The organism is Microbulbifer mixtoriginis (SeqCode) (assembly GCF_052466715.1).
Genome location: NZ_CP174288.1, coordinates 369,748 through 392,061, shown reverse-complemented (window position 1 = coordinate 392,061; position 22,314 = coordinate 369,748). Strand labels below are relative to the sequence as shown.

Genomic DNA, 22,314 nt, shown 5'->3' with positions numbered 1-22,314 from the left:
TTACAGCCATAATTTTCCCTGCCCTATTTCCGGGTCGCCATTATTCAGCTTAGCGGCTGGACTGGCGCGCCTTGCTCTGGCAAAAGCAGGCCATAAAGAGCCACTGTAAAGGCCGCGCAAGCCCCACGCCGGAGTGTTATTATCGCGCCATGAAACACCCCCTGCTCCCCGAAAGACCCCTGAGTATCTCCCCGACTCTGGCCTCAACTGTTGGCCTGGAGGAAGCGGTATTGCTCACCGCCCTGGGCGACCTGATACCTTTCCTGCCCGCGGAGCCCTACGCTGGGCGGGACTGGTTTACCGCCACCGGCGAGCAACTTTATCTGCTTCTGCCGTTCTGGCAGGCAGCAGATATCCAGCGGGTAGCCACCAGCCTGCGCAATCAGGGCGCCCTGATGCTGGGCGCAGCTCCTTTCGGTAGCAGTGAAGTCCTCAAGTTCACCCTGCCCAGTGAACACCGCCGCCCTACAGCCCTGGCTCAAACCCCGGAACCGAGCCGCACCCCGGCACCAGCCAATCGCAGTGCCAACACCATTGCCCCCAGCTGGCAGCCGGATACCGAAACTATGGCGCGCATCAGCCAGCTCGGTATCCCGGAACACTTTGTGCGGGAGCAGTTACCGGAGTTTGTCACCTACTGGCGCGAACGGGCCGAGCCACGTCACTCCTTTGGCTCACTGTTCCTGCGCCAGGTAAAGAGCAAATGGGAAGCCTTTCGCGCTACTGCCCAGCGCAAGCAGGCCCTGCCGGATAACTGGCAACCGAACAACGACACCCTGCGCAAACTGGCCGACGAGGGGGTACCCAGTACATTTGTCAGCCGCGGCCTACAGCGCTTCCTCGACTACCACCGTTCCAGCGGCAAGCAATCCATTTCTTGGGATCTGGAATTCAATGACTGGATCATGGAAGACTGGGAGAAACAGGAAACTCCATTTATTGAAAAGCGCAAACCCACTGCTATGACGCGCGACTGGCAACCCAGTGAACATACCTGGGAACAGCTACAGCGCCTGGCAATCAACCCGCGCTTTGCCGCCGAACTGCTGCCGGAATTTATTTACAAGTGGACAGAGCGCGGTGGCCACAGCGCTCGCTGGGGCGAGCTGTTTATTGAGTACGCTCGCGAGGAATGGGCCTACTACTGCCAGGGTATTGAGAAAAACCCGGTAGCCAAACCCATAGCGCGCAACTGGCAGCCCGGCGGCGACTGCCTGAGCCACCTGGTGAACCAGTGCGAGATAGAGCGTGACTTCGCCCTATCACTGGTGCCGGAATTTATTATTTACTGGCGCGGCCAAAACGCCGCGCGCAAAAGCTGGGACGCCGTATTTGTGCGTCACGCTCGCCATCAATGGGCAGAGCGCAACAAGTTGGCAATAGGAAACTCTTATGGCAATCCACAAGACGCCCACAACAGCGCAAACCAGCGCACCCGCGACCGCTCAATCGGCGACATACTCACAGACACAAACTGGTAATGCGCAAGATCAGGAACTGCTGAACGAAAAAAAACGCGCGATTAACGAAGTATTCGCGTTGTTTAAACTGAATTACCATAACCAGTTCAGTGCCGCATTTCCGGATACCGAAACCCTGCATCACGCAAAACGCCTGTGGCTCGAAGCGCTGGCCGCTTTTGAAGCGCAGGATATTATGCAGGGCGCAAAGCGCGCGATACTGCAGAGCGAATACCTGCCCACAGTACACAAAATGCTGCAGCTCTGCGCCGCCGGCGAAAACGGCCTACCAGAAGCCCGCGCCGCCTACCGCGAAGCCTGCAATGCGCCCAGCCCCAAAACCAATCACAATTGGAGTCACCCAGCGGTTTACCATGCTGGGCGTGAATCCAACTGGTATTTTCTCTCCAACAACCCAGAATCTATCGCCTACCCGGTATTTGCAGAGCACTACCGCAAGCTTTGTGCGCGCGTACTGGAAGGAGAAAAACTCGGTGCCCCGGAACAGTTAAAACTGGAAGAAAACCCCGGTACTCCACTCTCCAAAGAAGAAAATGCGCAAAAGATGGCAGCCCTTCGGGCTGAATTAGGTATTTAAATTTACTTTGTCCGGCGCTTAGGAATACCCTGAGCGCCCTCCTCTAAACTCTCCCCACATACTCTCCTAAAATAGAACCGAATCTACAGGCCAGGCCGATCGTTTTTTATCGAGCCATACTCAAAAGCAGAACATCTTTAAGAACTTAAATTATCTTGAAACTATTCGCTATATGAGCTCGATTTAAATAATCACCTCTCTTGACATGCATGATCGAACCATTTAGATAAAAAATTGATTCAATGTTTTTTAGAGAAATTGACGCTAAATTAAACTCATAGTGGTGAACTGGATACTCATTATCTAGCTAATCTCCATATAAAGATTATGTGAATGAATAACTTATTATCTATCCGAATTGCAATCTTAGTGTCAACTTTGAAGTGCGACACAATAAGCAAGAATGATTCTTGGCTAGTCCATTATGTAGAGTCAACGCCAGGAAAGGAACTAAAAAGATTAGTTCACTGAAGCTTGTTAATGTTGATACAGAGCTGCTTTTCATTGAAGAGACTCAATCTATTTATTAACTCATGGCAGCGCCCACAGAGGTGTGGATGATGGATAAATATATAGTTTGGTTTGATTCAGGAGAAAATTTGTAGGGATTAGCCCCCTCAAAAGCCTTGCTAATACTGACTTCATAGCCTGCACAACCCATTGGCTACAGTTCTTTACCTCAAGCCTCAAGGCAAAATATTGTTGAGCATATTAAAGAAATTTAGAAAAAACGATAGAATGTTTTGCTTCTGGGTAGGAACTCCAACGGCAATTTACAATAATACTTTTGACATCAGCTTTAAAAAAACATTAGAAAAGAGATTAAATCTAATATTTAATGATACTCAGCAAGAACTTTTCTGCTCACATGATTGCTCATGGAATGACTTAGGAAAACTATATAATCTATTAAAACCGATATAAGGTAAAAGAAGAACTAAGAAAATTGAGCATTCAGAGGCATTTATTCCACTAGATATTAAGTATCAATAGTTGAAGTTAAATATATTTAACACAAAATTTCTGAAGGTTAGTTCACACCCACAATTAAGTTACGATATTGAGTTACTTGGTAAAAGACGTTACTGGCCAACACTTTCAAACACATATGACTCTGAATTGCGTATTTTAAGAAGCAATGAATCACTTTTTTATGATGATTGTGAACTTTATACTTATTGTGAATTATTGGTAGCCATAAAAGAGGCAAATATACATGGGTTACTGCTATGGGTTAGTTAACCTGATATCCTTTTAAACAACTTATCATCTTCAGTAGCATCATTTGTGTCAAGAAAGGAAGGTCACTTTATGACCAATCGTCGTAATTTCGTTAAGGTTCTAGGTGCTTTTACTACAGCCTCTCTACTGAGTGGCACCAAAGAGTCATTTGCAGTAATGAATAGTAAAAGTACTTGGTACATGCCAGATGAGGGTGAGCCTCACCTGCGTACTTGGATGGCCTTTGGTGCAAGCCGCAAAATTTGGGGACGGAAACTCCTTAGGGAAGTCCAGCAGAATTTGGCAACAATTGCGCTGACGATTGCGGAGTACGAGCCCGTTTCAATGCTGGTTCGACAAGCAGATCTCCCACTTGCCCGGCGACTAATGGGAGATAAGATCGAACTAGTTGTTTGCCCTCTAGATGACTTGTGGATACGTGATACAGGCCCCGTTTTTATTGTAAATGAAAACGGTGATAAAGCGGCTATTGACTTCAACTTCAATGGTTGGGGAGAAAAGCAGGATTTTGATAATGATGCAGAGGTTGCTGCATTCACTGCTCAGTCGGCCGGTGTGCCCAGTATCCAAACTAACCTGATACTCGAAGGCGGCGGGATAGAGGTTGATGGGTATGGTACCGCGATCATAACTGAGAGTTGTGTGCTCAACGATAACCGTAACCCAGGTGTTAGTAAGCAACAATGCGAACGGGAATTAAAGCAGCTTCTTGGTCTAGAGAAAATTATCTGGTTACCTGGCATTAAAGATATGGATATCACTGACGGACATACAGATTTTTATGCCCGTTTCGTACACCCAGGTGTAGTTGTTGCCGGCTATGATCCCGATCCCAACTCTTTCGATCACGCCGTAACAAAGCGGCATCTTGAGATTCTACGCTCTGTAACGGATGCCAGTGGCCGCGAACTAGAAGTTATTGTATTAGAGGCACCTTCAATAGTTCGAGAGCGGTTTGACAACAGGGATTTCGCCGCTGGATATATTAACTTCTATGTTTGCAATGGCGCGGTCATAGCACCTGAGTTCGGCGATCACTATGCAGATGCCTCAGCCAAGCGAAAATTACAAAGAGCATTTCCTAATCGCGATATTATACAAATCAATATTGATGGCATAGCAGCCGGTGGTGGAGGTATACATTGTACAACCCAACAGGAACCGGAAATTTAACCGCTCTTAACTTAAAGTGATCAACGGAGATTTAATATATAAATACTTGCTACCTTAGATATTCGCCATAAAGAAGTGTGTATTTATCTTGAGTATATTTGAGCAGCACATAATTTAACCTGTAAATACATTGACTGCATAAATACCCATGAAAAATAGTAATTACAAATAATTACATTTCTATAGTAAAACATCCTTCTTGCAAGAATCTATGGCAAGATAACCGTCTTGCTATAACGTTGATCATATTCTTTATAAAAAAGACAATTCAGCTATAAAGCTCCCCCAAGATTGGAAAACAATAAGGATATATTGTTTATGAATTATACGCCTCGATTACTAACTAGACTACGCTTAACAATTCTAGCTGTTGTTATGATATCCTTCAGCTTTCCAGCATATGCAGACTCTGTGGATAAGCTGATCAAAAGCATCATGGATAAGCGCCAAATCCCTGGTCTCCAATTGGCCATCGTTAAAAACGGTGAAATAATCAAACTGGGAAATTATGGATTATCTAATTTACAAGACAATGTGCCGGTAAGGTCCAACACCGTATTTCCAATTAACTCAATGACTAAGGCGTTTACGGGTGTTGCATTGGTACAGCTCGCAGAGCAAGGACACCTTTCCTTAGATGATGAGATTGGCAAACACCTTACTGATTTACCTGCCAACTGGAAGTCAATAAAGATAAAACATTTAATGGCACACACTTCTGGGCTGCCCAATATTTTCAGTGGTTACCTTGCTGATTTGGTTGTTCGTGGAAATCCAGATGCTGCATGGAACAAAGTAAAAGAGTTACCTTTAAAATCTGAAGTAAACACACAGTTTAGTTATAATCAGACGGGTTATGTTATTATCGGTAAAATAATCGATAAATACGTACAAGGTGGCTTCCCAAAATTCATTATCGATAATCAGCTTAAAATCGCCAATATGAAATTAACAGCTGATGCCGGCTTTGAACACATGACGCGTCCTATTAGCAATCATGCAAGGCAATATCTCTACGATTCCGATAAGGGTCAGCACAAAATAACTACGTTGAATTCCCTTACATTTTACAAAGTGCAGCTGGCATGAATTCAACAGCAACAGAAATTGCGCAATATCTTATCGCCTTGCAGTCTAAAAAGCTGATCAAAAACCTCCATTCACTTTGGACACCGATCACTTTAAAGAATGGCCAAACTGCTGGGTTTAATCGTGTAGAGAATGGTTATGCTATTGGATGGCAAGTTATCGATCGGGATCATCACCGTGCAGTTAGTGCGAGCGGTGGAAATGCGGCAACTATGATTCACTATCCGGAGGATAAACTATCCATAGTTGTTCTTACAAATTTAATTGGCGGATTGCCAATCCAGTTTGTAGATAAAATTGCAGCTGAATATATTCCTGAATTTAAGCTTTAAAGTAGCAGGGGCAGTTAGTAGCTGGGATTTTAAAGAGCTGGTTAATAAGCAAACATATCACCTATACAAAACCTGCCCCAACAATTAATCCATTAATGAGTCAAAAATCATTATCGGGGATACTGCGGAGTCTCTAAATAAATCCTTAATGCCTCTACGAGTCTTAGGGGTTGCAGAGGTTAGCCGCAGATAGTCCTAACCCTCTGTAAGAACTGGAACGTGGCAGATATGGCCTGCCCCTCAAGGGTTTCAGAGCGATTTACATTCTGTATTGCAACTTCTTGGAAATTCTAGGCATTCCTTCAAATCAACATTTTGATTGTAAACTACTCTGAGGGCCAGAGGAATCGCGGAATTATTCAGAGACCCCCTAGATTTAACTTTTCACCAAATTTTTATTTTTTTGACTCAGGTGGAAAATTTAATCAAATTCACTATAACCAACAACGCTAGATCATAGCTTGGAGCAGGAAATATCAAAAACAATTTTTATTATGTATATCAGGTTTATAACAAAGACGAATCTCGATATTTTTCATAGTAACTCTATAGAAAATTTCATCAGGTTTTTGTCATAAAAAAATAAATGGTTAATTTTTAACAAAGACCGACAAACCCAATGCCTCACTCACCGTATACCAATCAATCAATTTGAAATTCTGCTTGGCATTGGGCAGACGATTCCTGCCATCTTGGACAACAAGTAAACCCATTGGATATTCCGGTCCCAGGTTCAGGCTGGTAACATCCAGACCATCGGTTTCAGAACTTCCATCGATACCTGAGCGTATATTCATTGTTACCCTAAAATGACCAACAAAGTCATTACCATCACGTGTGAATAACGCATAACTGTCATTACCCTGGCTAGAGGCGATCAGGTAACCACTATCCTCTGTTAGGTAGAGGGCGAGCCCTTCTACATCATCCACCAGGGTCTGACCATCCACTTCAGCAACCAATTTAGCCTGGTATTCACTATTCTGTTGCTTTTTAAGGCCCAGTGACCAAATCCCCCGATCCTCCTCGGCAAAAAAGAGCCTCTGCCACTTATCATCGACGACACAGCCTTCAACCTGGCTATTTACGACTATTTCTGTATGCTTTTTTAACGAAAATTCTGTGGGGTTCTCGCCAAGATCAATTTCAAACTGGTGCAAGGCAGCATCTTTATCCGATACCCAAGCAAAAAGCTGATTATTGGTTTTCTGCAAACATAGGCCATAAGGATCTTGCAAATTTATAGCGCGTAGCCCCAGGTGCTCGACATGCCCTTCAGCCGTGATGGCAAAGAGGTTTACCCCGGGGGTCGAGCGGTTAGATGCTGCCGCTAATGCACTATAATGAGGATGTTCAATACTGCGGATATCCACATTGTTCACACGTCCCACAGCAAAATGTTCGAGCAGCTTTCCCGATAAATTGTAAATATTCAGGCCACTTTTTTTGTCCGTTGCCAAAATCAGGCTATTTTGTGGCTGGGATTTATTGGCCCAGATAGCAGGATCATCGGCAGCATCACCAAATGACTCTATCGGGTCCGTCTGATTGCGAGCAAATACACTGACGATTGAATCACCGCTCTCGGGATCAAATCCTGTAGAATCAGTTTCTAAGTAATCACTTTCCACATCATCAAAAACCAACAGCTGATCCCGACCAACATCCAGGGCCCAGAGCTGACCATTTAAGAATACTGGGGAGACTGCCGAGTGGTTCTCGTTAATATGAAGGTGCCACTCTGGCTCCTCTGAGGAAAAAGGCAGTCGGTAGCGATGTATCTGATCACCTGCACTCAGCCACAGACTTTCACTACGAGCATCAAACCATAGATTGCCGAAGTCTTCACCAAGCCATTGAGTACTGAGGAATAATTTACGCTGCTCATCCTTTTCCGCGTTTGTATTTAAGCTCAGGATTCCAATGGGTGGTTGAGATACTAGCAGGCGTTGGGAGCGTGGGCTTACTGCGCAAGCATTAACTTGCTCACCAAAATAGAGTGGACGTACTTCTTGCATCTGCCACTGTTGTTGGGCTGGGAATAATAAATATTCACGACCTATGCCATCTTCACCAATGCTAAACAAATGAGTGCGCTGTTCTTGTTGGGAAAAGCACAGGGCACTCTGTGGAGTTGGCATTTTCTGGCTACCCAGTAGCCTAAAATTTACGTTTTTTGAAGCATCACTGTGGCGTATTTCATGTAAATTTATTTCCGCCAGGCGCTCATCGTAGGAGGCAACCAGTAAATTTTCATTAGGCAGAGCTTTCACGGCTAGGCGTTCCACCCTTCCCTCTTGGGAGGCGAGTATTTCTCCGTAGGAATTTATTACAAGCAAACCGCGACGCTCGCTGGCAAGCAATAAATATTGCTCAGTCCCAACCCGTATCGGCAGAATCTGTTCTGCGTCTATCGCACCCAAGGGAATTACCCGTTGCGGCAAGGCCTTTTTAATGCGTAAAACAGAATCCACATCGTGACCACAGCTTACGAGTAGCGCAGCGGCGAGCATGATCGCAATAATAAAATGCAGTTGTTTCATGGAGAGCCATTCAATTCCAGAGAAAGAACCCCACCTGCGTGAGGCTCCTTGCAGTGAATAAACACCGTAATTTTATTAAAAATGCTTTAGATGTTGTCCCGCTAGAAAGTGCTGTAACTCAGGCCCAGGGCATAAGTCGGCCCGTACTCTTCATATTGACCGTTGAAACCAGAGTTATGCATATAATAAGGCTCATCGGTCAAATTCACTCCGGTGAATGTCAGCAGTAAACCGTTGTTCAAGTGGTAGCGCACAGAGAGATCCAATTGTAAGTGATCCTCTTCATAACGATCACGGGATGCATCCTCCATATCTACCTCCAGCAATCGCTCGCTGCGAAAAGCAGCAGACAAGCGCAGGCTAAAAACGTCTCGCTCATAACCGACAATAAAATTCCCCACCAGATCTGCTTGGGATGGCATAGATATTCCATCGCTACGTTGACGATCCGGCCCCAGTCCTAGACTGGCTTCAGAGTCTGTGAAGGTCGCGTTAGCACGCAGTAGGAAACCATTATCGAAGCCCTGTGTCCAAGCCAGTTCCGCACCGTTAATCCGTGCCCTGTCACCATTGATAGGCTGAAGTATTTCGGCCTCTTCCACTATCAGGTTACCGATATACTGAGTAAAGTCCGCGCTACTGGAAACATCGGACATCACAATAAAATTATCGATAGACTTGTGAAACAATCCCAGCGATAGCATACCCAGATGATCCGCATAATATTCTGCGGAGAAATCCAGGTTGCGAGTTTCATAAGGTTGCAGAGCTGGATTGCCGGCTTCCACTTCCAGCTCACCATCGTCGTACTCAATTTGCGCCGGCGAGGGATTCAGATGGCCAAACGAGGGGCGCGACAGGGACTCGGTGTAGGCCGCACGCAGCACAATATTATCGCTGTAATCAAGCTTGAAGTTTACACTGGGGAAGAAGTGATCGTAATCGCGCTGATAATTGACCGCACTTGCATAGACCTCATCGGCAATGAAATCGGCACCGGGTACTGGCTCTTCGGATTCAATCACACGCATTCCTTCGGCACTGAAATCGGTGCGTTCATAGCGCACTCCAAAGACCCATTGAGCGCGATCAAGTTCGATGGTATTCATTACGTAAAGCGCACTGATATCTTCCTGCATCTGGTAATCACGCGCAGAAGAGAGGGCGGTTTCAGTTTCATCCATCTCAAAACTGGCAATATTGCGATTAATAAATAGATTGAGATTGCCTGGATTAACTCCCGGTCCGAAGGTATCGAGACGGTAATCAATATCGTTACGAACAAAATCTGCCAAGGTATAGTCACCGGCAAAACCATCATAAACGCTGGCATTCAGATCACCACGTTTTTCCCTCTGGCGTTCGTGCAGGCCAAATTGCACCGTTGAGTCATAGGTGCCCCAGTTTATCTCCCTGGTAAAATCCAGACGTAAACTCAACTCTTCATCCTCGGAGAAATTATCCTCAATAACCAACTCGTCCAGTTGATAATTGGCGGGATCTAATATTTTTTCAGCGTCGCTACTGTCCACTGCCATACGCGGAGTTTTACCCGCTTCCACATAACCCAGGCGCAGTAGTTCAAGGACAAAGTCGGTATCACGGCGATGTGGCTCAGATTCCTCCGCGTAAGAATAACCCAGCACGTAGGCAAGACCCCATTGTTCGAAATTATGCTCTCCACCCAATACTGTTGAAATAATCTCCTGTTCTTCCAGGCGATCTTTCAAGGATTTTTCCAGTGCCGCCTCTTCCCAAATGGCGCTATGTCTGGAGATCGTCTCTGGCTCATCGCGCTCTGCATCCAGTTTCCAGGAATTGCGTTGACGGATCTCCTGATCTGAGAAGTCGGAATAGAGATTATGCAGATAGATTCGTGCACCACTACTCAATTTCAGGTCGAAATTCGCGGCCATACCGGTGCGCTCACGAGTAATGGTGTAATCCCGCTGTTCTATTTCAGTTGCCCCAATCCCCGCACTACCGTCCTCGGCCACAAGCGCTTCCCAGCTACCATCGGTTTCAATATTTTCAGAACCGAAATCTCGCTGCTGATGACTGACTGCCAGAGCGACACCAAAGCGCCTGTTGCCATCAAGATCGAAAACATTGGTCATGGTGGCTGCATATTTTGGACTGTGCTCCTCTTGCAGTTCGCTATAACTGTTTTCAACACTGAATTTATAGCGACTGCCATCGTAGTCCAGCGCGTTAATACTCTTGATTTCTATGGCCCCGCCGATGGAGTCTGCACTCATATCCGGTGTAAGGGTTTTGAATACTTCTAAGCTGGCAAGTAGGTCTGAGGGGATGACATCCAGAGCCACAGCGCGACTGCCAATTTCTGGTGCGGGCAGACTGACGCCATTGATGCTGGCGGCATTCAAGTTGGGATCAATACCGCGCACCCCCACAAAACGTCCCTCACCCTGGTCGCGGGCAATAAAAACTCCAGCCATCCGCTGCAGGGCCTCTGTTACATTGGCATCCGGCAACTCACCAATGGCATCAGAAGTTTGTACTGCCACCAGCTTGTTGGAGTCACGCTGGCGATCCAGGTCGCTGCGCGCATTGTTGGCCTGAGCGGTAACCGTCACCGTTTCCATGGTGCGGGTCTGGCTCTCTTGTGCATAAGCATTGGCACTCAAGCCGTTATTAGCACAAAAAACTGCTATGGAAAGCGCGGTAACGGGGGTGTTGAGCGTTCGAAAATTGATGGTTGTGCTTTTCATGACGTCCCACTCCAATTAGTGCCGGCGGCGTATTTATTGGGGCGCAGACTAGTAGGCGACTATGAACTTTACATGACGATTTTTTTAAGCTGTCATCAAGCTTTCAGAAATAGCTGGAAAAATTCCCAGATAAATTAAATATTCTTATTTATTTATCGCTTTTTATTAACCTCTTTTAATTAATCGATTGCGTAAAAGATATGTCATCGATTTAATTAGGTCAGGTTAATTTAATTTTATTAGGTTCCCCGCAACGGAGCAGCAGCAATGAAAGATTCTCCTAAAAACCCTGACCGTAGAAAGCTATTGAAGGCCATTGGTGGTGCCACGGCTGCGGGCGCCGCAACCAGCTTTATGCCTGGCTGCGGATCGGAGCATCATCGGGAGAATCTCTCATTTCAGGAAGTTCCCCACAGCTTGGACTTCAAACATCATTTACCGCAGGGTTACAGCGCCGATATCCTGCTACGGTGGGGCGACCCCATTGTCGCTAACCTCAAAGAATTTGAGCCGAAACAATTGACGGCGAAGGGGCAATCTCAACGCTTTGGCTATAACAACGACTTTATCGCCTTTATGCCATTGGCGGAGAATACCCCTGCCGGGCACGGAGATATCCACTGCCAGAGTGGTAACAGCGATCGCGGCCTACTATGTGTAAATCACGAGTACACCCAACCACACCTGATGTTCTCTGGTTACAACGATGAGTATAGTGCCACGCGGGGAGTCAGTGCCGAGCATGTAGCCATAGAACTAGCCGCCTGTGGCCACTCGGTAATAGAAATTACACGTACCGACAAAGGCTGGCAGCCGGTTTTGGAGAGCCCCTACAATCGCCGCATCACCGCGACCACGCCGATGCAAATTAGTGGCCCCGCCGCCGGAGACAAACGCTTGCAAACAACCGCAGATCCCTCTGGCACCCAGGTGCTCGGTACCATTGGCAACTGCGCCGGTGGCAAGACTCCCTGGGGCACGGTATTGGTGGCCGAGGAGGGATTTGGTGGCGCCTTCCAAGGAGATCCCAACAAAGTCGAGGATACTCGCGAGGCGCGCAATCATCGTGACTTCGGCGTAAGGCCCCACAATCGCAACTTAGGTGATTACGACCCGCGCTTCGATATACAGCAAGAGCCCAACGAACCCAATCGTTTTGGTTGGATGGTGGAATACGACCCCTACGACCCGCAATCTATACCGCGCAAGCTGACCAACCTGGGCCGCTTTGAACACGAGGGCTTTACCCTGGTCTGTAAGCCGGGCCAACCGGTGGTGGCCTATGGCGGCGATGACGACGAACATCAGTTCGTCTACCGCTATGTCTCCAAAGAGGCTTATCTGCCCAAAGATCCAACCCACAATCGCAATTTACTGACCGAAGGCACCCTCTATGCGGCACGCTTTGATGCGGATGGAAGTGGGAAATGGTTGCCACTAGTTTTTGGGCAGGGCCCTCTAAACAGCAACAACGGTTTTCACAATCAAGCAGATGTCTTGATTGACGCACGCCAGGCCGCTGCACTGCTGGGCGCCACTCCTATGGACCGCCCGGAGGATGTAGAGACCAATCCCCACAACGACTGCACCTATGTGATGTTAACCAAGAATAAAAGCCGCGCCGAAGACGGTGTGGATGCGGCTAATCCCCGTCACCAAAATACTGCCGGGCATATTTTGGAAATTGTGCCCCCGGCCATGCCTGGTAAAAAAACCGGCCGAGATCACATCAGCGACCAATTCCGCTGGCACCAGTTTTTACTTGGCGGCAACCCCAATGCGGAGAACCCTGTGGAGCGCGGCGCTTACGGGCAGCAATCCACTTACAATATTTCTAATCACGGCTGGTTTACCAACCCGGACAATGTCGCCTTCGATCCCCATGGCAACATGTGGGTGGCCACTGACGGCTGCGAGCGCTTCGGCTTTCACGACGGCCTCTGGGCCATGGCCACCGAGGGGCCAATGCGTGCCGCGCCCAAACACTTCTTTGGATGCCCGCAGGGCGCTGAAGTGTGCGGCCCTGAGTTTACTCCCGATGGCACAACTCTGTTTATCGCAGTGCAACACCCTGCCGACGCGCTCAACTCTACTTACGACCACCCCTTGCACCGCTGGCCGGATAACAATCCGGAGCTGCCACCGCGCCCCTCGGTATTGGCCATCTATAGGGACGATGGCGGTGAAGTGGGCAGCTAGTCATCCCAGAACGGCGCGCTTTCACACGAAGCCGCCGGTCCTGCTAGAATTTTTTAATCGAAGCCTATTTTTGGCGGCTCGTCGCTGGTCTCCAATAAGAGACCGGTGACCCTTTAGTTGAGGTAGCCCATGTTATCGAGGTACACCGCGGTACTACGCCGCCTTGCAGCCATACTGGCGGTGACCGCTGGCATTTCACTCTTCGGCCTACAAGTGCAAGCCCAGGTGCCGGAAAACCCCGTTAATCTGCGCGGCAGTGGCGCCAGTTTCCCCTATCCGATTTATGTGGAGTGGTTTCGCCAGTTTACCCACCGCGAAAACAATATTTTTATTTTTTACGAAATGAGCAGCAGCGGCGACGGCATCCGCGATTTTCTCGGCCATACTGTTAATTTTGCCGCCTCAGATGCGGCCATAGAAATCGATGAACTCAAGAAGCTCAAGGAGGGAGGTGTTGTATTACCCGTCACTGCTGGACAAGTAGTGTTAGTGTTTAATTTACCGGGTATCGATAAATTGAAGCTGTCGCGGGAAGCCTATGTCGGCATTTTTATGGGCAAGATCCGCCATTGGGACGACCCGATCATCGCCGCCAGTAATCCAGATATTAAATTACCACGCACAGATATTTCAGTGGTTACCCGCTCTGAGAGCTCCGGAACTTCCTATATTTTTTCCGGCCACCTCAGCGCCGTTAGTGAAGAGTTCCGTGAGAATATTGGCCTGGACCGCACACCCGACTGGCCCCGGCTGTCGACCTTTAAAATCGCACCAGGTAACCAGGGTGTAGCGGCCAAAGTACGAGAAATACCCGGCGCTATCGGTTATGTGGAGCACGGCTTTGCCAACATCGTCAATTTACCTGTAGCAATCCTGGAAAACCGTGCGGGCCAATTTATCGAAGCCAATGCCAAGAGCGGAGTAGCTGCTTTAGAAGAGGTGGAATTTCCCGATAGCAAACTGCCTGTGAGCGGCGCGCCCAACTTGATCGCCTGGGTCTGGGACCCCAAAGGGAAAGGTGCCTACCCGATTACCAGCTTTTCCTGGTTGCTGCTCTACGCCAATCAGAAAGATGATGTTGCTCAGGCTCTAAGACAGATGCTGGTCTTTATGTTGAGCCAAAATTCCCAATCGGAAGCCGGCAATATCGGTCTGGTACCTCTACCGGAAAACGTGCGTATCAGGGTGCTCAACGCAGTGACCTACGTGCAGTAGCTCAGCCCTCCGCCACCGCATACTCTAATACACGATTGCGACCGGTCCTTTTGGCCCGGTAGAGAGCACTGTCGGCATGCTGCAATAATTCCAGCACGTCTCTCTCTCCCTGCAGCTGGGCCACGCCGATGCTAGCGGTAAACTGCACCGGCCCCAGAGCGGACTTGATCATAATTTTGGCGATATCTTCATGGATACGCTCCGCGACAGCCAGCGTTCCTGGGCCATCGGCACTAACCAGCAGTGCAAATTCCTCACCGCCTATACGCCCAAACACATCCACCTCACGCACATGCTGGGCTATTACCCGGGCAGTGGCACACAAGGCCTGATCACCGATCAGATGGCCGTGGCGATCATTGATTGATTTAAAGCGGTCTATATCCAACATCAATATACCCAGGGGAATTTGCTTGCGTTGAGCCAATTTGAGCAAAAGATTGGCCTCTTCAAAAAAACTGCGGCGATTGTGAATGCCGGTAAGTGGATCGGTACGTGCCTCCAATTCCGCCCTGGCCTTGGCAGTCTCCAGCTCCCGAGTGCGTGACTGCACCAACTCCTCAAGATCAATCTTGGATACTTCCAGCTGTTGCAGGTATTTTTTTTCCGCCCGATCCTTCTGCAACCGCAGGCGCTGCACCATTAAACCGATCGCTGCCATAATCGCCAGCATCTCCACAAAAGAGGCCACCGGCGGCCAATAGTAATTGACCGGGTTGTGCACCACATAACCGAGATCACGCATTGCCTGCACCAGTAGCCCCAGCACTAGGGTGGCCCACCCCAGGGCAAACACTCCTGCAGCATTCTCTCCCTGGCGCCAGCGAATCATCGCGATGGGCACGACCAGGGGATAACAAAGCAACGCGATGATCATGGATATTTGGGAAAGGGCCTTTAGCTCTAAAAACACGCAACTAATCAGGAAAGCACCGTTGAGCAACATCAGCTGTAAGAGGAAGTCCAACTTTGGCGTGAACTGACGGGTTTTGAGAAATGTCCGTGCAAAGACAAGCCCGGCCATAATTGCCACAGCTCCACTAAGAGAGCCGTATCCCCAGTGGAAGCTGCCGGTCATCAGGTATTGGTGGGTATATCCCAGCACCGTGGCCCACACCAGGATTTTGCTGGCGCAGTAGAAAGAATAGATATAGAGAATCTTTTCTTTGATTGCGATCGCTCCCACCAGGGCAAAGACCGCCATTAAAAAGTAGCCTCCAAACAGAAAAGCGATCAGGCTCGTCTCACCCTTACTGTTTTGTTGCAATGCCTGGGGGCTCCAGATACGCAGACTGGGAAAGACCACACCCAATTCGCCAGAATCGAACCTTACCATTAGCTCCTGAGTGGTCCCCGGTGCGATGGTCACTGGAAAAACAAAACGGTTATGCGCCACCTGCCGATGGGCAAAAGGCTCATAAATAGAAAGGTTGCTCACTTCGCGGAAGAGATCACCACTGCCCGCCTTCCGACTAAAAGCTTGCAAACCGACCAGCTGGTGATCGACATACTCAATATTTAGGGTTAGCGGGTGGCTGTCGCGATTGCGCAACGTAAAGTGAGACCAGAAAACACCGGCGCTAAGACCGGTGGAACCCGCTGTTTCTAGAGTGCGAAACTCTCCCAACTCATGAGCTTGTCGTGCACTATAAATATCACTCTCTCCACCCTTGTCGTGCCATATCGCATGGAGTCCAGTGGAATTTTCCCCCTGCTCATTGGTGTTCACGTCCAGGGGAGTATGCGCCCATACCGGAACCTTGGGCAGGAAGAGGACATAGAAGGTTAAAAGTAAAAAAACATAGAAAGAGGGACGAATGTACCAACATTTAAACATAGAACGCCACAGATCCAATAACCGCAGTCTTATTATTCTGTCTTTCATAGTCTTGGCGCACGGGGATAACACTTACCCCTTATAATGCCTTCCTCCAAAGCAGTAAATGACAGCCTCTCACTTAACGCGAGACATTCTGGCTAGCTAACGCTTTCACAGTGATCAATCCGCCCCCTCAATGAAGTTTTGCGTATCTTTTGGCTCTCAATCGGAGCACCATAGGTACTAGCAACCACTAAAGTTCGAATTTACATAAAAGACACAACATTGCAGCAATTCCCCTATTCATTACTAATCCTTAATCACAGAGATTACTCCACTGTCTCAATGCTTATCGGTATAGGCTCGTTTTGCGACTAGTACCTAACTGAGTAAGGTGATATCAGAAAAAATATCTGGTCTTAACTGAACAATTTGTGTCAAAGATCGTAATGCGAGAAACACTCCACAAATGAACATTAGAGCGAGCATATAGTAATGAAAGCGCTGTGTACTCATACGCAAGATGCGATGCTTAGCAAGGTAAACTCCAATAATCCCTCCAATACCAATAGCAACGCCATAACTTGCCAAATCCATGGTGATAGCACCAAAGCTAAGATAGGTCATTATTTTGGTGGCCTGTAAGACCATGGTGTTCAACGCCTTGGTTGCAATCAAATTTTCCTTATCAACACCGTAATTGATAAAGAAGGGATTCTGCACCGGACCAATAGCACCAATAACCCCAGAAAGAAATGCGACTACTACACCAAGTAAGAAAAAGTAGGGTAAACGCATTGGAAAAGAAGATTGTTTTCTACCGAGCCGATATTGAACCAAAGTGGACATCAAGAAGATGCCCACAAAGAGCTGAAGCCATATTGGGTGCATTTGACTATAAATATAGGCACCAACCATCGCCCCCAGAATACTACCGGGTAGCATCCAGCGAATAACGCTCCAGTTAATATATGGCCAAAACAACAACACACGGGAAGGTGCGGCAATAACACTGCCAATCGTAATCGTAGGAGCCACCAAATGTGGCCCTATCAAGAGGCCGACCAGCGGTATCATCAGCATGGCCCCACCACCGGCAGCGAGAGTGCAGATATACCAGGAGAGGGCCCCAAAGATTAGTAAAGCTGGGATTAGTATCATGCTCTTATCCGCAGCTCAATAATACCTCTACTAGGCAGGCAATAAGTTTGCTGGCGATTGATAGCCCGAAGAGTCAGTCAATATAGACCATAGAAAGATCGGTAGGAATAACGAAGAAAAGTCACTTGCTCCAATAGACTTAATCTTCACCGCGAATTACCCAGGGAGAATTTACTAGCGGTTGTCCCGTCTCAGCCACCTCACACTCCAGAGTTGCGCCCATTGCAAAGCCAGAGATATCTATAGAAAAACCGACGAAACCACCACGGCCTGCACCATTTGCGCGTAGATCAGCACGATATTCATTCGCTAGAACCTCGCCCTTATAGGCCCCATCAACTTTCACACGAAGCACAACCGCCTCATTATTTTGTTCGGGAATAGCGCAACCTCTAATACGTTTATTGGATTGGCTAAAAATAGAACCAGCCACAAACCTCTCCCCCCGCCGGGAAAGTAAAACCCTCCATTCAAACTGTGACACCGCTTTTTTATACAGAGTAATTTCACCCGCATTCAGAATACGCAACTCTTCCAACTCATCTTGGGGAATATCATATTTTTCCTCAAGCTTTTCACGCCCTAGATTCTCTGCCAGATACGGGATTTCCAAACCAAATTTTTTATTGAGCAACTGTAGGGACTCATCATATCTCTCTGTCAAACCGACAAACCCAAGAGCAGGCCAAGATAAGCCCCTAAAAATTTTTAGCTGTCGATTAGTAAATGATGGCTTACTGTAAAAGGACCTGAAGGCACCTTTATATCTATTGTGACGAGAAAAGTGTTTATACTCTGATACCACTCTCTGTATTGGATCTCTCAATATCGTTACTGTATTTTCCAGGCCAAATACCGGGACATAACGTATTGCATTAAAATGACCCGAGAGCATTTTTCTATTTTCGTATTTCATCTCCTGGAAAAAGGACCATGGATCTGGGATTTCCCCCATCCATTTTTTTACAACATCGCTGGTCTCCATTGACTCCGGTCCATAATCAAGACAAATACTGCCATCACCAAAATAAGCTGATGCGCCGAATCGAAAACTTGTTCCCGCTGTTTTTGGAACATGAACAAATAAAAGAGGATTCACTACCGTAAAAGGTCCTTATAATGAAACACAACATGCCTCCAAGGCTCCTAAAACGGCAATAAAAAAGAGCAAGGAAACACATCAAGAAAATGATAAAGGATTGTCTTTTGAATATCTTATCTCTTAGCCAATTCGTTTCTCATAAAACAATTACTTATCATTATGCATCACTTAATCATAGTTAGGTTTAGCGATGTGAACAACTATCTGACTATTGCCTAACAAACAAAGGGCGTAACTGTGACTACAGTCTTCTTTTGGCCATTTGTTAATGATATTTAGAAAACAAAATAATAAGCCATAAAATATTACTCAGACGTATTTTGGCTGTACCGGCACAATAAAGTCACAGAGGAGGCATGCTTCACCTCAGTACAATACACTAATCAGTAGCATCTCATTATTGAGTAAAAAGCATCTTTCATGGGGTATTCGAATTACGGAGTAATCGAAACGAGTCGACGAAAAACTTGTACAGACACCCTAACTGACATTCGAGGTGCCTGTTCATTCTGACTGAGCAGCTTAGATCGAGAAGAACTGCTGTATACCCAGCAATACATTGGTGGTGGCTACCGAGGCGAGTATCAAACCCATCACCCGGCTGACGATACTGGCGCCAGCATCCCCTATAAACCGATAGATCCAATTTGCGGTTAGTAATAGTGCAATCACAATCCCCAATACCGCCAGCATCGCCGTGGCAGTGTTGAGTTGATGCATCATATCAAAGCGATGATTATCGGTAAGTACCACTGCTGCTAGCATGGCGCCCGGCGAGGCTATTGAAGGCACCGCCAGCGGAAATATCGCGGTCTCATGGCCCTCCCGGACAATCTCCATCTCCTGTTCTGGCTTACTATCGCCAAATATCATGGTGAGGGCAAACAGGAACAACACTACGCCACCCGCCACTTGAAAAGCTGACAGCGGTACACCGATTGCTTCCAACAGGAATTGACCGACCAATAAAAAGAACAGCAAGATGCCAGCGGCTACCAATACGGCCAGCCAGGCGATTTTGCGTTTTTGCCATTCGGCGTGACGGGAAGTGACCGCAATAAATACCGGCAGAGTGCCCACCGGATCGATCACCGCAAAGAAAAAGACAAAACTACTGATCCAATCGTTCAACTGGTACTCCGGCGTGCCGTGCTACTATCCGCTTATTCCCTGCCGCGGGGAGATCGGCAAGCGCCGGGGCGGTGGAATCTGGTAAGGCGCGGGTTAACCCCGTCAGCCACCCCAAATGCTCCCCAGGCAGATGCTTAACCTGAAACTCAAAAACCAAGTCTAGTGCATGACCAATCACTCACCGACCGCCCGCCGCATCGCGAAGACCATCCTGAATGGTTTTGATGCGTATTTCGCAGACTATCAGAACATCACTCTGGGCGCCAAGGCGCGCTTTGAGACCGCTTCCTGGCAGGCCGCACATGAGGCCAACAAGGAACGCATCGACCTGTACAAAACCAAGGTCAACCAGGTGCTCAAACTAGTGCACTCAGTTACCAGTAAAGATACCAGCCAACTGGAATTGTGGCGGGATGCCCGCGCCACCTACGCACAACTAATCGCCAATCACAGCAACTACGAGATTGCCGAAACCTTCTTCAATTCGGTCTTTTGCAGCCAATTCCGACACGCGGATATTCACGACAAAAATATTTTTGTCAAACCCTCTCGCGCACCAGATGACAAACCGCTGCGGGATTACAGCATTTATATCAGCTATAGTGGGCGAGATGGACTCGAATATATGATCGAGGACATCCTCAAAGACTTCAGCTTTTCCGCCCCCTGGGAAAATATGCAGCGGGATATCGAAAATATCTGTGCGCTTTTACGCGAGGCACCGCTGGCCAAGCTGGAGAATGAAAAACAGCTACGTGTAGATATGCTGGAGTCTGTGTTCTACCGCAACAAGGCCGCCTATTTAGTGGGTCGCATGATTTTTAATGGCGAAGTGGTACCTATTATTCTGCCCTGCTTGAATAACGGTCGTGGTGGTATTTTTGTGGATACCCTGCTGCACAGCAATGATTCCGCTAGTATTATCTTCAGCTTCACCCGCTCCTATTTTATGGTGGATGCGCCCATTCCCTCGCGGTTCGTACGCTTTCTCTCCACTATTATGCCGCTCAAGGAAAAGTCGGAGCTGTACAACTCCATCGGCTTCCACAAGCACGGCAAGACCGAGTTCTACCGCCATATCCTTGCGCATATGAAGGTGAGCAACGATCAGTTTGTGATAGCACCCGGCATCAAAGGCATGGTAATGAGCGTATTTACCCTGCCCTCCTATCCAGTGGTGTTCAAAGTCATTAAGGATCGCTTCGATCGCCCCAAAACCGTCACCGAAGAAATTGTGCGGGAGAAATATAAATTTGTATCCCGCTCAGACCGTGTTGGGCGTATGGCCGATACCCAGGAATACACCAACTTCATCTTCTATCGCAATCGCTTTAGTGAGGAACTACTGCGTGAGCTACAGGAGGTAGCGCCCTCCAAGCTAGTCATTAATGAGAAGTGGGTAATTATCCGGCACCTCTATGTAGAACGGCGCATGGAACCCCTCAACCTCTATTTACAAACCTCCAACGAAGAGGAAACTCGAGAAGCCATGGAGGAATATGGCAATGCTATCAAGCAACTGGCGGCAGCCAATATCTTCCCCGGCGATATGCTTCTTAAGAACTTTGGTGTGACCCGTCATGGCCGCGTGGTCTTCTACGATTACGACGAGCTGTGCCCGCTGACGGAGTGCAATTTCCGCAAGATTCCCGAAGCGCAAACACCCGAGCAGGAACTGGCAGATAAACCTTGGTACACCGTGGATGAAGCGGACGTCTTCCCCGAGGAGTTCCGCCTGTTCTTCTCCGGTAATCCCACCGCGCGCTCAGCTTTTGAGAGGTTGCACAGCGACCTCTACGATTATCGATACTGGAGGCGCCTGCAAGACCGTATCCGCGCCGGGCATGTGGAGAGCGCCTTCCCCTACCGGCGTAAGTGGCGCTTCCATCGCCGTGCTCCGGCCATCGCCCGCAACAAATAAGCACTCAATCTATGGCTATATTGGTAGGAGGCACCCACAATTCGAATAGGTGATCAGTGCGCATACTTGCATGGGCCGCAACTCTAGCGGCCCTGGCTCTATTAACGGCCAGTGGCTGCGGTTATCTGCCCAGTGAAATGACCATTCCCGGCAAGGAAAAGGCGCCGCCTCCTCACGCCCGTATCACTGGAAAACCCCAAGTAGTCAGCTGCGCAACTCCAGCACAGGGATTTCGCCCAATTCCATTCGACAACCTCTACACCTTCACCGGCAGTGAACCCCAGCCTTTTCAGGAAAAGGCCAGTGTGCCAATGCAATACGATGTACTGGCCTATGTTTGGGGTAGCGAACCCTGCGCACCCAGCGCCTTTTGCAAAAGAGGGGATTACTATTGGCTGATCGGGCGAGGACCTGGCAATGATTTCCAGACCTGGGTAGTTACCCCACAGTTTCCACGTATGATTATCCAGTCGACTTGCTATGAATGGCTGCAAATCGGACAACGCTATCGCTTTTCATTCAGTCGAGGAAAGTTGGTGGGGTTTAGCCGGGACTAAGTGAGCCAAATTACTGTGAGTGCTTTTAAAGCTTGCAAAC

At 48.0% G+C, this 22,314-nt stretch carries 15 protein-coding genes; 9 read left to right on the top strand and 6 right to left on the bottom strand.

Annotated elements, in window-relative coordinates; genetic code table 11:
* The first annotated feature begins 149 nt into the window (after positions 1 to 149).
* The 5 genes from ACJJH9_RS01905 to ACJJH9_RS01885 all read left to right on the top strand — a co-directional run bounded on the left by ACJJH9_RS01905 (position 150) and on the right by ACJJH9_RS01885 (position 5,894).
* Entirely contained in the window at positions 150 to 1,481 is a 1,332-nt protein-coding gene (locus ACJJH9_RS01905) for a DnaT-like ssDNA-binding domain-containing protein (RefSeq protein WP_444924112.1), read from the top strand.
* On the top strand, positions 1,393 to 2,058 hold the full coding sequence (locus ACJJH9_RS01900) for a replication protein P (RefSeq protein WP_444924111.1): 666 nt from the start codon (positions 1,393 to 1,395) through the stop codon (positions 2,056 to 2,058). The genes ACJJH9_RS01905 and ACJJH9_RS01900 overlap by 89 nt, the downstream gene beginning before the upstream one ends.
* A 1,311-nt stretch (positions 2,059 to 3,369) precedes the next feature.
* A complete protein-coding gene (locus tag ACJJH9_RS01895) occupies positions 3,370 to 4,473 on the top strand; it encodes an agmatine deiminase family protein (RefSeq protein WP_444924110.1) in 1,104 nt (367 codons plus the stop codon).
* A 411-nt stretch (positions 4,474 to 4,884) separates the two neighbouring features.
* Positions 4,885 to 5,562 carry a serine hydrolase domain-containing protein gene (locus tag ACJJH9_RS01890; protein WP_444924109.1) on the top strand — a complete coding sequence of 226 codons (678 nt, stop codon included), beginning with the start codon at positions 4,885 to 4,887 and terminating at the stop codon, positions 5,560 to 5,562.
* Positions 5,559 to 5,894, top strand: coding sequence for a serine hydrolase (locus ACJJH9_RS01885; protein ID WP_444924108.1), 336 nt, complete (start codon positions 5,559 to 5,561; stop codon positions 5,892 to 5,894). Before ACJJH9_RS01890 ends, ACJJH9_RS01885 begins: the two co-directional genes overlap by 4 nt.
* A gap of 590 nt (positions 5,895 to 6,484) precedes the next feature.
* Here the strand turns inward: ACJJH9_RS01885 and ACJJH9_RS01880 are convergent.
* A complete protein-coding gene (locus ACJJH9_RS01880; protein WP_444924107.1) occupies positions 6,485 to 8,437 on the bottom strand; it encodes a phytase in 1,953 nt (650 codons plus the stop codon).
* Positions 8,438 to 8,538: 101 nt separating this feature from the next.
* On the bottom strand, positions 8,539 to 11,169 hold the full coding sequence (locus ACJJH9_RS01875; RefSeq protein ID WP_444924106.1) for a TonB-dependent receptor: 2,631 nt from the start codon (positions 11,167 to 11,169) through the stop codon (positions 8,539 to 8,541).
* 267 nt (positions 11,170 to 11,436) lie between these two features.
* Here ACJJH9_RS01875 and ACJJH9_RS01870 point away from each other — a divergent pair, with 267 nt between their 5' ends.
* Together ACJJH9_RS01870 and pstS are read left to right on the top strand one after the other, a co-directional pair.
* A complete protein-coding gene (locus ACJJH9_RS01870; RefSeq protein WP_444882852.1) occupies positions 11,437 to 13,368 on the top strand; it encodes a PhoX family protein in 1,932 nt (643 codons plus the stop codon).
* A gap of 129 nt (positions 13,369 to 13,497) precedes the next feature.
* Entirely contained in the window at positions 13,498 to 14,583 is a 1,086-nt protein-coding gene (gene pstS / locus ACJJH9_RS01865) for a phosphate ABC transporter substrate-binding protein PstS (protein WP_444924105.1), read from the top strand.
* A gap of 1 nt (position 14,584) precedes the next feature.
* Here pstS and ACJJH9_RS01860 read toward each other — a convergent pair whose 3' ends face one another.
* The 4 genes from ACJJH9_RS01860 to ACJJH9_RS01845 form a co-directional block, all read right to left on the bottom strand.
* Positions 14,585 to 16,420 carry a diguanylate cyclase gene (locus tag ACJJH9_RS01860; protein ID WP_444924104.1) on the bottom strand — a complete coding sequence of 612 codons (1,836 nt, stop codon included), beginning with the start codon at positions 16,418 to 16,420 and terminating at the stop codon, positions 14,585 to 14,587.
* 363 nt (positions 16,421 to 16,783) lie between these two features.
* Complete coding sequence (locus tag ACJJH9_RS01855; protein WP_444924103.1) at positions 16,784 to 17,563, bottom strand: sulfite exporter TauE/SafE family protein; 780 nt, start codon at positions 17,561 to 17,563, stop codon at positions 16,784 to 16,786.
* Positions 17,564 to 17,702: 139 nt separating this feature from the next.
* Positions 17,703 to 18,662 carry a sulfotransferase family 2 domain-containing protein gene (locus tag ACJJH9_RS01850; RefSeq protein ID WP_444924102.1) on the bottom strand — a complete coding sequence of 320 codons (960 nt, stop codon included), beginning with the start codon at positions 18,660 to 18,662 and terminating at the stop codon, positions 17,703 to 17,705.
* A 525-nt stretch (positions 18,663 to 19,187) separates the two neighbouring features.
* Positions 19,188 to 19,796, bottom strand: a complete 609-nt coding sequence (locus tag ACJJH9_RS01845) for a MarC family protein (protein WP_252083411.1) — start codon at positions 19,794 to 19,796, stop codon at positions 19,188 to 19,190.
* A gap of 166 nt (positions 19,797 to 19,962) precedes the next feature.
* On the opposite strand from ACJJH9_RS01845, the gene aceK reads away from it, so the two are divergent.
* Together aceK and ACJJH9_RS01835 are read left to right on the top strand one after the other, a co-directional pair.
* Positions 19,963 to 21,717, top strand: coding sequence for a bifunctional isocitrate dehydrogenase kinase/phosphatase (gene aceK / locus ACJJH9_RS01840; protein ID WP_252083412.1), 1,755 nt, complete (start codon positions 19,963 to 19,965; stop codon positions 21,715 to 21,717).
* Positions 21,718 to 21,773: 56 nt separating this feature from the next.
* Positions 21,774 to 22,274 carry a hypothetical protein gene (locus ACJJH9_RS01835; RefSeq protein ID WP_252083413.1) on the top strand — a complete coding sequence of 167 codons (501 nt, stop codon included), beginning with the start codon at positions 21,774 to 21,776 and terminating at the stop codon, positions 22,272 to 22,274.
* Positions 22,275 to 22,314 lie beyond the last annotated feature (40 nt).